Origin of the sequence: Pseudomonas sp. S31 (genome assembly GCF_016648105.1) — a bacterium.
Classification (GTDB): Bacteria; Pseudomonadota; Gammaproteobacteria; order Pseudomonadales; family Pseudomonadaceae; genus Aquipseudomonas.
In genome coordinates this window covers 186430-199158 of record NZ_JACVVE010000002.1, presented here as the reverse complement: position 1 = coordinate 199158, position 12729 = coordinate 186430, and the positions used below count along the sequence as shown (strand labels likewise).

Below are 12729 nucleotides of genomic sequence, written 5' to 3'. Positions count from 1 at the left end.
GTCAGAGGCTGATCAGAGGGTAATCTGTGCGGCCTGCTACGGGTAACTTCAATACCAACGCGGCTCGCCAGCCGGACGCTTCTTGAAACGCTTCATGCTCCACATGTACTGGCTCGGATACTCACGCACATAACGCTCGACCACCTTGCTCATGGCCGCCGCCGACACGTTCACATCGGTGCTGTACATCTCTTCCGGCGCAGCTTCCAGGAATACCTTGAAGCCCGAGCCATCCTCCAGCCGCAGGGCATGCAGGAACACCCCCACCGCCTTGCCGCCAGCCAGCATGTTCGGCACGAACTTGCTGGTCAGCGCCTGAGTGCCGAGGAACGGCACGAATACCCCGGCCGACTCCGCTGGCTCCGGATCGGCGGGAATGCCCACCTGGCCGCCCCGGCGCACTTCCTTGATCACGCTGAGAATGCCTTCCTTGGTCGAAGGCGCCACACGGTTGCCCATCTGCACACGCTGCTCGCGCAGCAGGTCATCGACCGCCTTGAGCTTGGGCGGGCGGTAGAAGATGATCGGTTTGCACTGGTTGCAATAGAAGTGGTTGAGCACTTCCCAGTTGCCCAGGTGGCTGGTGATGCCGACCACGCCCTTGCCCGAGGCCAGGGCCTGCTCGAGCACTTCCAGACCGTGCACTTCCTTGACCAGGTCGATGGAACGCTGCGGTGGCCAGATCCAGGCGCAGGCACTTTCTACGAAGGACTTGCCGATGTCTTTCAGCGCGCGGCCGACCAGTTGCTCACGCGCGACCGGATCCATCTCCGGGAAACACTTGGCCAGGTTGATGCGCACCACGTTGCGCGAGCCGTTGGGGACTTTCCACATCAGCCAGCCGATGCCGGCGCCAACGCGCTGCACTGCGCCCCAGGGCAGCTTGGCAAACAGACGCAGCACCCCGACCATCAGGGCGCCCTTGAACTTTTCCACAGGCGGATTCCTTATTTCAGCAAGGCGCGCATTGTACCCTTTCAGCGCGCCAGCGCGGCGTAGCGATCACAGTCGATGGTATGGTCCATGACCATTCCGGTGGCCTGCATGAAGGCATAGCAGATGGTCGGGCCGACGAAGGTGAAGCCGGCCTTCTGCAGGGCCTTGCTCATGGCCTTGGCTTCGTCGGTGACCGCCGGCACGTCGCCGCGCCCCTTGAAGTGGTTGACCTTGGGCTCGCCGCCGACGAACGACCAGAGCCACTCGGCAGGGTTATCCACAGCCAGCCAGGCGAGGGCATTGCGCCGGGCCGCCTTGAGTTTGAGGCGGTTGCGGATGATCCCGGCATCCTGCATCAGTTCTTCGATCCGTTCGTCGCTCATCCGCGCCAGCGCGTGCGGATCGAAGCCATGCAGCACCTCGCGATAGCGCTCGCGTTTGCGCAATACGGTGATCCATGACAGCCCAGCCTGGAGCCCTTCGAGCAAAAGCATCTCGAACAGCAACGCCGGGTCACGCTGTGGCGTTCCCCATTCCTGGTCGTGGTAGGCCTGGTACAACGGATCGTCGGTACACCAAAAGCAGCGTGGCATAAGGCTCCAATGAGTAGAGGCGAGGCGAATCAGGTTATACTCCCGCTCTTTACATCCGCATCCCCAGATACAGGTGAATTTCGTGAGCCAGCCTACGCCAGCCGTGCGTACCTTCCAAGACCTGATCCTCGCCCTGCAGAACTACTGGGCCGAGCAAGGTTGTGTGGTGCTTCAGCCCTACGATATGGAAGTAGGCGCCGGCACTTTCCATACCGCGACATTCCTGCGCGCCGTCGGCCCGGAAACGTGGAACGCCGCCTATGTGCAGCCTAGCCGCCGCCCTGGCGACGGCCGGTATGGCGAAAACCCCAACCGCCTGCAGCACTACTACCAGTTCCAGGTGGTGCTCAAGCCGAACCCGGCCAACTTCCAGGAGCTGTACCTCGGCTCGCTGAAAGCCATCGGCCTGGATCCGCTGGTCCACGACATCCGCTTCGTCGAAGACAACTGGGAGTCGCCGACCCTGGGCGCCTGGGGCCTGGGCTGGGAAATCTGGCTCAACGGCATGGAAGTCACCCAGTTCACCTACTTCCAGCAGGTCGGTGGCATCGAGTGCTACCCGGTCACGGGTGAAATCACCTACGGCCTCGAACGCCTGGCCATGTACATCCAGGGCGTCGATTCGGTGTACGACCTGGTCTGGGCCGATGGCCCGTTCGGCAAGGTCACCTATGGCGACGTGTTCCACCAGAACGAAGTGGAGCAGTCGACCTACAACTTCGAGCACGCCAACGTCGAGAAGCTGTTCGAGCTGTTCGACTTCTACGAAAGCGAAGCCAATCGCCTGATCAAGCTCGACCTGCCGCTGCCGACCTATGAAATGGTCCTGAAGGCGTCGCACACCTTCAACCTGCTCGATGCCCGCCGCGCCATCTCGGTGACCGAGCGCCAGCGCTACATCCTGCGCGTGCGTACCCTGGCCCGGGACGTGGCGCAAAGCTATCTGCAAGCCCGCGCACGCCTGGGCTTCCCGATGGCCACCCCTGAATTGCGTGACGAAGTGTTGGCGAAGCTGGAGGCTGCACAATGAGTGCTCAAGATTTCCTGGTAGAACTGGGCACCGAAGAGCTGCCACCCAAGGCTCTGGCGAGCCTCGGCGACGCCTTCCTGGCCGGCATCGAGAAAGGCCTGCAGGCCGCCGGCCTGAACTACACCGGCAAGCAGGTGTACGCCGCGCCGCGCCGCTTGGCGGTGCTGATCCGTCAGCTCGACGTGCAACAGCCGGACCGCAGCATCAACATCGACGGCCCGCCCATGCAGGCTGCCTTCAAAGACGGCGAGCCGACCCAGGCTGCCTTGGGCTTCGCCAAGAAGTGCGGCGTGGAGCTGTCGGAAATCGACCAGAGCGGCGCCAAGCTGCGCTTCTCCCAGCACATTCCGGGCAAGGCCACCGCCAGCCTGCTGCCGACCATCGTCGAGGACTCGCTCAACGACCTGCCTATCCCTAAGCGCATGCGCTGGGCGGCCAGCCGTGAAGAGTTCGTGCGCCCGACCCAGTGGCTGGTGATGCTGCTCGGCGACCAGGTTGTCGACTGCACCATCCTCTCGCAGAAGGCCGGCCGCGAGTCCCGTGGCCACCGCTTCCACCACCCGGAAAACGTGCTCATCAGCACCCCGGCCAACTATGTCGAAGACCTGCGCAAGGCCTATGTGCTGGCCGACTTCGCCGAGCGCCGCGAGCTGATCGCCAAGCGCACCGCCGAACTGGCCCTGCAGCAGGAAGGCAGCGCCATCGTGCCGCCGACGCTGCTCGACGAAGTGACCGCGCTGGTCGAATGGCCGGTGCCGCTGGTGTGCTCGTTCGAGGAACGTTTCCTCGAAGTGCCACAGGAAGCCCTGATCACCACCATGCAGGACAACCAGAAGTACTTCTGCCTGCTGGACAGCGAAGGCAAGCTGCTGCCGCGCTTCATCACCGTGGCCAACGTCGAGAGCCGTGACCCCAAGCAGATCGTGCAGGGTAACGAGAAGGTCGTGCGACCACGCCTGACCGACGCCGAGTTCTTCTTCAAGCAAGACAAGAAGCAGCCGCTGGAAACCTTCAACGAACGCCTCAAGAACGTGGTGTTCCAGGCGCAGCTGGGTACCGTGTACGACAAGGCCGAGCGCGTTTCCAAGCTGGCCGCGTTCATCGCCCCGCTGATCGGTGGCGACGCCCAGCGCGCCGGCCGTGCCGGCCTGCTGTCGAAGTGCGACCTGGCCACCGAGATGGTTGGCGAATTCCCTGAAATGCAGGGTGTCGCCGGCTACTACTACGCGCTCAACGACGGTGAGCCGGAAGACGTCGCCCTGGCCCTGAACGAGCAGTACATGCCGCGCGGTGCCGGTGCCGAACTGCCGCAGACCCTGACCGGTGCTGCCGTGGCCATCGCCGACAAGCTCGACACCCTGGTCGGCATCTTCGGTATCGGCATGCTGCCGACCGGCAGCAAAGACCCGTATGCCCTGCGCCGCGCCGCCCTGGGCGTGCTGCGCATCCTGATCGAGAAGCAGCTGGACCTCGACCTGACCACCGCGGTCGAGTTCGCGGTCAAGCAGTTCGGCGCCAAGGTCAAGGCCGCCGGCCTGTCCGAGCAGGTGCTGGAGTTCATCTTCGACCGCCTGCGTGCGCGCTACGAAGACGAAGGCATCGATGTCGCCACCTACCTGTCGGTGCGTGCCCTGAAACCCGGCTCGGCCCTGGACTTCGACCAACGCGTGCAGGCCGTGCAGGCCTTCCGCAAGCTGCCGGAAGCCGAAGCCCTGGCCGCGGTGAACAAGCGCGTGTCGAACCTGCTGGGCAAGGCTGAAGGCGCCATCGCCGACCAGGTCGAGCCGAAGTACTTCGACAATGCCAACGAGTTCTCCCTGTACTCGGCCATCCAGCAGGCCGACCAGGCCGTGCAACCGATGGCCGCTGCTCGCCAGTACAGCGAATCGCTGGCACGCCTGGCCGCCCTGCGTGACCCGGTCGACGCCTTCTTCGAGGCGGTGATGGTCAACGCCGAGGACGCCAAGGTCCGCGCCAACCGTTATGCCCTGCTCAGCCGCCTGCGCGGCCTGTTCCTGGGCGTGGCCGATATTTCGCTGCTGGGGTAAGCCTTGAAACTGCTGATTCTCGATCGTGACGGGGTGATCAACCAGGACTCCGACGCCTACATCAAGACGCTGGAGGAGTGGATCCCGATTCCCGGCGCGGTCGAGGCCATCGCGCAGTTGAGCAAGGCCGGCTGGACGGTGGCAGTGGCCACCAACCAGTCCGGCATTGCCCGTGGCTATTACCCGCTGGCAACCCTCGAGGCCATGCATGCGCGCCTGCGCGCGCTGGTGGCCGAGCAGGGTGGCGAAGTGGGCCATATCGTGTATTGCCCGCACGGGCCGGACGACGGCTGCGAGTGCCGCAAGCCCAAGCCTGGCATGTTGCGGGCGATTGCCGAGCACTATCACGCCGACCTGCATGGCGTGTGGTTCGTCGGCGACAGCAAAGGTGACCTGGAGGCCGCCCTGGCCGTCGGAGCACAACCCGTGCTGGTGAAAACCGGCAAGGGCGAGAGGACCCTGGAAAAAGGCGTTCCCGAATCTACACTGATTTTCGACGATCTGGCGGCTATCGCCAGAGAACTAATTTAAATAGTGCGCCACTTGGCGCACGTTTCTTCAGGCGGGCGCGCCCCGCAACGGTACTTGCCACTATGTCGATCCTGCAGGCGATCAGAATCTTTCTTTTTTACCTGCTGCTGGGCACCAGTTCCTTGCTGTGGTGCTCCCTGAGCTTCTTCGTCGCGCCGTTCCTGTCGTTCCCCAAGCGCTACACGTTCATCAACGTGTACTGGTGCCGCTGCGCATTGTTCCTGGTGCGCACCATCCTCGGCATCGACTACAAGGTCACCGGTGCCGAGAACGTGCCGAATGAGCCCTGCGTGATCCTGTCCAACCACCAGAGCACCTGGGAAACCTTCTTCCTTTCCCAGTACTTCTCGCCGCTGAGCCAGGTACTCAAGCGCGAGCTGCTGTACGTGCCGTTCTTCGGCTGGGCGATGGCCATGCTGCGGCCGATCGCGATCAACCGCGACAACCCGAAGGAAGCCCTGCGCCAGGTGGCCAGCAAGGGTGACGAACTGCTCAAGCAGAAGACCTGGGTGCTGATCTTCCCCGAAGGCACCCGCGTGCCGTTCGGCACCGTGGGCAAGTTCTCCCGCGGCGGCACCGCGCTGGCAGTGAACGCCGGGCTGCCGGTACTGCCGATCGCCCACAACGCCGGCAAGTTCTGGCCCAAGAGCGGCTGGGGCAAGCGCTCGGGCACCATCGAAGTGGTGATCGGCGAGCCGATGTACGCCAACGGCACCGGGCCACGCGCCATCGCCGAGCTCAACGACCGCGCCGCCGCCTGGAACGAGGCGACCCAACGGGCCATGGGTTCGCTGCCGCCGGTGGATGAAAAGCCTGAAGAGCAGATTGCCTGACGGTCTGTGGATAACTTGTGTGCAATTTCTGCATGGAATGCTTGAATTCAGCGATAACTCATTGAATTATCTATTTATTTCCCTGTATGAATTTTTCCCGAAAATCGTGCATAAGTTTTTTGGGAGCATAAGAAAACCGGCTGTTACAGCCGGTTTTTTTATGCCTGAAGCAGGGCCTTTGCGCTGGATTCTTCAGACCTTGTCGATATCCACATCCTTGGTTTCTTTCAGACAGAAGATCCCCACCACCAGGCTGATACCCGTCACCAGCACCGGGTACCAAAGCCCGTAGAAGATATCCCCGGTGTACACCACCAAGGCGAACGACACGGTCGGCAGGAACCCGCCGAACCAGCCGTTGCCAATGTGATAGGGCAGCGACATCGAGGTATAGCGGATGCGGGTCGGGAACAGCTCGACCATGACGGCCGCGAGCGGGCCGTAGGTCATGGTCGCGATCAGGATCATCGCCACGATCAGCACCACCACCATCACTTGGTTGACCTGGGCCGGGTCCGCCTTGGCGGGGTAGCCGGCCTGTTCGATCGCCGCGCGCATGGCGGCTTCGTCGAAGCCATTGATCGCGGTTTCGCCGATCTTCACCACGACATCGCTACCCGCCGCGGTCACCGAACTGTACGGCAGGCCCTGCTTGACCAGGAAGGTCTTGACCTTGTCGCACGGGCTGTCGAAGCGCGCCTTGCCCACCGGGTCGAACTGGAAAGTGCAGCCTTGCGGGTCGGCGCTGACCACGATCGGTGCCTGGCGGCTGGCCGCGTCGATCTGCGGGTTGGCATAGTGGCTCAGGGCCTTGAACATCGGGAAGTACAGCACGGTGGCCAGCAGCAGGCCGAGCATCAGGATGGGTTTGCGGCCGATACGGTCGGACAGCCAGCCGAAGAACACGAAGAACGGCGCGCCGATCACCACACTGATGATCAGCAGGGTGTTGGCCTGAGCCGGGTCCATCTTGAGCATCTGGGTGAGGAAGAACAGTACATAGAACTGCGCGGTGTAAAACGTCACTGCCTGGCCGGCGTTGATGCTGAACAGCGCGGTCAGTACCACCTTGAGGTTCGGCCAGGAGGTGAAGGACTCGCGGATCGGCGACTTGCTCACCTTGCCCTGGGCCTTCATTTTCACGAAGGCCGGCGACTCGTGCATGCTCATGCGGATCCAGGTGGAAATCGCCAACAGCACGATCGACAGCAGGAACGGCAGGCGCCAGCCCCAGGCTTCGAACTGATCGCCGCTGATGTAGCGGCTGCCCAGCACCACCACCAGCGACAACAGCAGCCCCAAGGTAGCGGTGGACTGGATGAAGCCGGTATGAAAACCACGCTTGCCGGGTGGGGCATGCTCGGCCACGTAGGTGGCCGCGCCGCCGTATTCACCGCCCAGGGCCAAGCCCTGAAGCATGCGCAGCACCACCAGGATGATTGGCGCGGCGATGCCGATGCTGGCGTAGGTGGGCAGCAGACCGACCGCGAAGGTCGACAGGCCCATCAGCACGATGGTGATCAGGAACGTGTATTTGCGCCCGATCATGTCACCGAGGCGGCCGAACACCAGTGCACCGAAGGGCCGCACCAGGAAGCCGGCGGCGAAGGCCATCAAGGCGAAGATGAAGGCGGTGGTGTCGTTCACGCCAGCGAAAAACTGCTTGCTGATGACTGCTGCCAGCGCGCCGTAGAGAAAAAAGTCATACCACTCGAAAACCGTCCCGAGGGATGACGCGAAAATGATCTTGCGCTCTTCGCGACGGCTGGATCTGCTAGCCGTCGCACCCTGCTCTTGAATGTAATCCGACATCGTTGCTGTCCTCGGCCCACAGGCCACAGTGATTATTCTTGTTGTTCCACTGTCGGCAGCTTCCGACCGCTAGCTGCCGGTGTTGCACGCACCCTTTGGGTCAGGGCGTCGGTATTGCGTCTTCGTTGAGATAGGTCTGGGTGGGCGCTCCCCTGAGAATGAGTTCGGCCGCCTTCTCGGCGATCATGAGTGTGGGTGAACAGGTATTGCCGGAGGTGATCTGCGGCATGATCGAGGCATCCGCCACGCGCAGCCCGGGGATGCCGTGCACGCGCAGCTGGTTGTCCACAACGTCCAGCGGGCCATGGCCCATGCGGCAGGTGCCCACCGGGTGGAAAATGGTGGTGCCGATCTTGCCGGCGGCTTCGTACAGCTCATCGTCGCTTTGCAAGGCTGGCCCTGGCAGGTATTCCTCCGGGGCGAACGCGGCCAGGGCAGGGGCCTGGACGATGCGCCGGGTGAGGCGGATGGCATCGGCGGCAACCTGCAGGTCCCGAGGGTCGCTGAGGTAGTTGGGGTCGATCAGTGGCGTGCTGTTCATGTCGGCGCTGCGGATGTCGATACGCCCGCGGCTGGCCGGGCGCAGGTTGCACACCGAGGCAGTGAAGGCCGCAAAGCGATGCAGCGGCTCACCGAAGCGCTCCAGCGACAGAGGCTGCACGTGGTACTGCAGGTTGGCCGTGGCCTGCTCCGGGCTCGAGCGCACGAAGGCACCCAACTGACTCGGCGCCATCGCCAACGGGCCACTGCGGTCATACAGGTAGCGCAGGCCCATGCCCATCTTGCCCCACAGGCTGTTGGCCATCTGGTTGAGCGTGCGGGTGTTGCGGATCTGGTAGATCAGGCGCAGTTGCAGGTGGTCCTGCAGGTTGCCGCCAACCCCCGGCATGTCGTGGCGCACGGCGATGCCAAGGCTTTCCAGGAGTGTGCGCGGGCCGATGCCGGAGCGCTGGAGAATACCCGGCGAACCAACCGCCCCGGCGCAGAGGATGATTTCGCGGCGGGCGTCGAACTCGTGCCAGGCCCCCTGCCAGAAGGCTTTCACGGCGCGGGCCCGAGTGTTGTTCAAGAGTACCTGGTCGACCTGCACGCCGGTCAGCACGGTCAGGTTGGGGCGGTTCTCGATCGGCCGCAGGAAGGCCTTGGACGCATTCCAGCGCACGCCGCTGCGCTGGTTGACCTGAAAGTATCCACAGCCCTGGTTGTCGCCGGTGTTGAAGTCGTCGACCTTGGCGATGCCGCTCTGCTCGGCGGCATCGCGGAAGGCATCGAGAATCGGCCAACTGTAGCGCTGGCGCTCGACGCGCCACTCACCGCTGCCGCCATGGTGCTCGCTGGCGCCAGCGAAGTGGTTCTCGCTGGCCTTGAACAGTGGCAGCACGTCTTTCCAGGCCCAGCCGTCGTTGCCTTGCTCGGCCCACTGGTCGTAGTCGCTGGCCTGGCCGCGCATGTAGATCATGCCGTTGATCGAAGAGCAGCCGCCCAGCACCTTGCCCCGTGGATAACCCAGGCTGCGACCGTTCAGACCGGGCTGCGCCTCGGTCTTGAAGCACCAGTCGGTGCGTGGGTTGCCGATGCAGTAGAGATAACCGACGGGAATGTGAATCCAGGGATAGTTGTCGCGACCACCCGCTTCGAGCAGCAAGACGCGGCAGGAAGGGTCGGCGGACAAACGATTGGCCAGCAGGCATCCGGCGGGACCGGCACCCACGACCACATAGTCGTAGACAGAATCGGCTGATGGCATGTGCAACCTCGGGCCTGTTTTTTATTCTTGTCCCGAATCATCTTAGTGAGTAATTTCGCAGAGGGAACACGAGATTTCGCGCAGCCGTTGTGCGTTTTAGCACAGCGGTAAGCCTGTACCGGCCTCTTCGCGGCTAAAGCCGCTCCTACAGACAACGCTATCCCTGTAGGAGCGGCTTTAGCCGCGAAAAGGCCGGTAAGAACAACCACAAGGATCAGCATGTTCGACTGGAACGATCTGCGGTTTTTCCTCGAGTTGCAGCGCAGCGGCCGCCTGCTCACCGCCGCCAAGCGCCTCAATACCACCCACAGCACCGTCGCCCGGCACATCGAGAGCATCGAGAAAAGCCTGGGCACGCCGCTGTTCATGCAGCACGCCCAGGGCTACGAACTGACGCCCTCGGGCCAGGCCCTGCTCAAGCACGCCGAGGCCATGGAGAACGTCGCCTTGCTGGCGCAGGAGGAAATCACCCAGGCCATCACCCCGTTGGGCAAGATCCGCCTGGGGGTCACCGAAGGCATTGGTATCATGTTCTTCACCCCGCGCATGACCGAACTGTTCAGCCGCTACCCGGGCCTGGAGGTGGAACTGGTGGCGGTGCCGCGCTTCGTCAGCATCCTCAACCGCGAGGCCGAGATCAGCATCCACCTGGAGCGCCCCAGCGCCGACCTGCTGATCACTCGTAAGCTCACCGACTACCGCCTGGCCCTGTACGCCAGCCAGGCTTACCTCGACCGCGCGCCACCGCTGCGCAACCGCGAAGACCTGGCCAGGCACAGCTGGATCGGCTACGTCGACGACTTGCTGTTCAGCCAGGAGTTGCTGTTTCTCAACAGCTTCTGCCGGGCGCCCAACGTGGCCTTTCGCAGCACCAGCGTGATTGCCCAACAGCAGGCGGCACGGGCCGGCGTCGGCATCGCCGTGCTGCCCAACTACATGGCCCGCCACGACCCTGGGCTGGTACGGGTGCTGCCCAGCGAGACGATCCAGCGCAGCTACTGGATCTGCACCCGCCGCGAGCTGCACAAGTCGGTGCGCCTGCGGGTGGTGTGGGACTACCTGCTGGAGCTGTGCGCCGCCGAACAGGACGAACTGCTAGCCCAGTAGTGCCTTGCCCGCCAGCGACAGGGCGGCCAACCAGCCGGCCACGGCAAACAGTTGCTGCAAGCGCGGGCCGGCGATCCTGGTCGCCAGCGGCCGCGCCAGGAGCAAGCCGAGCACCGCGCCGACGGCGAACGGCGCAGCGATGCGCCAGTGCACCAGGCCGGCCAGGCTGGCGCTGACCACGCTGCCGGTGGACACCAGGGCGATCACCGCCAGCGACGTCGAGACGATGCTCTTCATGCGCAGGTTGGTGTAGCGGTTCAACGCCGGAATGATGACGAAGCCGCCGCCCACCCCGAGCAGGCCCGACAACAACCCCGCCAAAGCACCGGTCAGCGCCAGCGCGCGGGCGCACGGCAGGGTCCAGCGCAGGCGGCCCTGCAGCGGATTGAGCACGCACGGCTCGATGTAGCGATGGGCGTCGTTGTGCTCGCCGCGCAGTTCCTTGCCTGCCTTGCGCCAGATGCGCAGGCAGGCGTAGACCAGCACCCCGGCGAACACCAGCGCCAGGGGCGTGTTGGGCAGACGGTGCGCGAGCATCAGGCCGAAAGGGGCAGCGGCGATACCGATCAGCGCGATGAACAGCGCGGCGCGGTAGCGCACCAGGCCTTCGCGCAAGCCCAGCCCGGCGCCCACGGCTGCGGCCAGGCCCACGGCAAGCAGACCGATGGGCGCGGCTTCGGCCATCGACAGGCCAAGGCCGAACACCAGCAACGGCACCGCGAGAATGCCGCCACCGGCACCGGTCAGCGCCAGTACCGCGCCGATGACCGCGCCCAGGCCGGCGCCGAGCAACTGGTGCTCGATCACCGTGTCGCCTCGGCCGCCAGCGGTTGCGGCCGCGCCAGCCATTCACGGCCCTTGAGCATCGCCTGCCAGTACAGTGGCGGCAGTACCCGTGCTTTCAACCACCAGGCCAGGCGCGTTGGCTGGCGCCCATCGAGCAGCCAGCGCGGGAAACTCGGCGCCACCTTGCCACCGTAGGTGAACTCGGCCAGCACGATCTTGCCGCGCTCGACCGTGAGCGGGCACGAACCATAGCCATCGTATTGGGCCAGGGCCTGGCGCCGCCCCAGCGCTACCAGCACATTGTTGGCCACCACCGGCGCCTGCTTGCGCGCGGCGGCAGCGGTCTTGGCATTGCTGGTATTGGCCACGTCCCCCAGCGCATGGACATTGTCGAACTGGCGGTGGCGCAGGGTGTGCGGGTCGACATCGACCCAGCCGCCGGCATCGGCCAGCGGGCTGTGGCGGATGAAGTCCGGGGCGACCTGCGGCGGCACCACGTGGAGCATGTCGAACGACTCGGTTCGCGTCTCGCTGCTGCCATCGGGCAGGGTACGCACGAAGGTGGCGCGCTGGTTGGGACCATCTACCGCGACCAGGCGCTGGCTGTATTTCAGATCGACGCCGTACTTGTCGATATAGGCCATCAGCGCCGGCACGTAGTCGGCAACACCGAACAGCACGGCGCCGGCGTTGAAGAAGGACGGCTGGATCTGACCTAGGACGCCGCTACGCAGCCAGTGGTCGCACGACAGGTATAAAGCCTTTTGCGGCGCCCCCGCGCACTTGATCGGCATCGGCGGTTGGGTGAACAGCGCACGGCCCTGCTTGAGCGTCTGCACCAGCTCCCAGGTATAGGGCGCCAGATCGAAACGGTAGTTGGAGGTGACGCCGTTGCGGCCCAAGGTTTCGTTCAGCCCATCGATGGCGTCCCAATCGAGCTTGAGGCCGGGGCAGACCACCAGCTGTGCATAAGTCACAGCGCGGCCGTCCTCGAGCAGCACTCCCTGGCCCTCGGGGTCGAAGCCCTGGACCCGCGCCTTGATCCAGCGCACCCCACGCGGGATGGCCGAGGCCATGCTGCGGGCAGTGTCCGGGGCGTTGAACACACCGGCACCGACCATGGTCCAGCCGGGCTGGTAGTAATGGGTATCGGCCGGGTCGATCAGTGCGATGTCCAGCGACGGGTCACGCGCCAACAGGCTGGACGCCGTGGCGATACCGGCAGCGCCGGCACCGACGATGACCACCTGGTGGTGGTCGGAATGGGAAGGGGACAGCAAGGCAGGCATGGCAGTGAATCCTGGAT

The 12729-nt window shown here is 64.2% G+C and carries 11 protein-coding genes; 5 read left to right on the top strand and 6 right to left on the bottom strand.

Annotation, left to right across the window (positions count from 1 at the left end; all coding sequences use genetic code 11):
* Window positions 1–48 precede the first annotated feature (48 nt).
* Entirely contained in the window at window positions 49–936 is an 888-nt protein-coding gene (locus IAE37_RS03285) for a lysophospholipid acyltransferase (RefSeq protein WP_201169106.1), read from the bottom strand.
* 41 nt (window positions 937–977) lie between these two features.
* Window positions 978–1529 carry a DNA-3-methyladenine glycosylase I gene (locus IAE37_RS03280; RefSeq protein ID WP_201169104.1) on the bottom strand — a complete coding sequence of 184 codons (552 nt, stop codon included), beginning with the start codon at window positions 1527–1529 and terminating at the stop codon, window positions 978–980.
* A gap of 82 nt (window positions 1530–1611) precedes the next feature.
* On the opposite strand from IAE37_RS03280, the gene glyQ reads away from it, so the two are divergent.
* From glyQ to IAE37_RS03260, 4 genes are all read left to right on the top strand, one after another.
* A complete protein-coding gene (glyQ, locus tag IAE37_RS03275; RefSeq protein WP_060479092.1) occupies window positions 1612–2559 on the top strand; it encodes a glycine--tRNA ligase subunit alpha in 948 nt (315 codons plus the stop codon).
* Window positions 2556–4607 (top strand): glycine--tRNA ligase subunit beta, encoded by a 2052-nt coding sequence (gene glyS / locus IAE37_RS03270; protein WP_201169096.1) that lies wholly within the window; start codon window positions 2556–2558, stop codon window positions 4605–4607. The genes glyQ and glyS overlap by 4 nt, the downstream gene beginning before the upstream one ends.
* A gap of 3 nt (window positions 4608–4610) precedes the next feature.
* Window positions 4611–5138 carry a D-glycero-beta-D-manno-heptose 1,7-bisphosphate 7-phosphatase gene (gmhB, locus tag IAE37_RS03265; protein ID WP_201169094.1) on the top strand — a complete coding sequence of 176 codons (528 nt, stop codon included), beginning with the start codon at window positions 4611–4613 and terminating at the stop codon, window positions 5136–5138.
* Between the two features lie 62 nt (window positions 5139–5200).
* Window positions 5201–5971 (top strand): lysophospholipid acyltransferase family protein, encoded by a 771-nt coding sequence (locus IAE37_RS03260; protein WP_201169092.1) that lies wholly within the window; start codon window positions 5201–5203, stop codon window positions 5969–5971.
* A gap of 192 nt (window positions 5972–6163) precedes the next feature.
* On the opposite strand, the gene IAE37_RS03255 is transcribed toward IAE37_RS03260, so the two are convergent.
* Both IAE37_RS03255 and IAE37_RS03250 read right to left on the bottom strand, forming a co-directional pair.
* Window positions 6164–7783 carry an MFS transporter gene (locus IAE37_RS03255; RefSeq protein ID WP_201169089.1) on the bottom strand — a complete coding sequence of 540 codons (1620 nt, stop codon included), beginning with the start codon at window positions 7781–7783 and terminating at the stop codon, window positions 6164–6166.
* 100 nt (window positions 7784–7883) lie between these two features.
* Window positions 7884–9530, bottom strand: a complete 1647-nt coding sequence (locus IAE37_RS03250; RefSeq protein WP_201169086.1) for a GMC family oxidoreductase — start codon at window positions 9528–9530, stop codon at window positions 7884–7886.
* Window positions 9531–9749: 219 nt separating this feature from the next.
* Between IAE37_RS03250 and IAE37_RS03245 the strand changes: the two genes are divergently transcribed.
* Window positions 9750–10637, top strand: coding sequence for a LysR family transcriptional regulator (locus IAE37_RS03245; protein ID WP_201169083.1), 888 nt, complete (start codon window positions 9750–9752; stop codon window positions 10635–10637).
* Here the strand turns inward: IAE37_RS03245 and IAE37_RS03240 are convergent.
* Together IAE37_RS03240 and IAE37_RS03235 are read right to left on the bottom strand one after the other, a co-directional pair.
* Window positions 10626–11444 (bottom strand): sulfite exporter TauE/SafE family protein, encoded by an 819-nt coding sequence (locus tag IAE37_RS03240; RefSeq protein WP_201169406.1) that lies wholly within the window; start codon window positions 11442–11444, stop codon window positions 10626–10628. The genes IAE37_RS03245 and IAE37_RS03240 overlap by 12 nt on opposite strands.
* A complete protein-coding gene (locus IAE37_RS03235; RefSeq protein WP_201169080.1) occupies window positions 11441–12712 on the bottom strand; it encodes an NAD(P)/FAD-dependent oxidoreductase in 1272 nt (423 codons plus the stop codon). Before IAE37_RS03235 ends, IAE37_RS03240 begins: the two co-directional genes overlap by 4 nt.
* Window positions 12713–12729 lie beyond the last annotated feature (17 nt).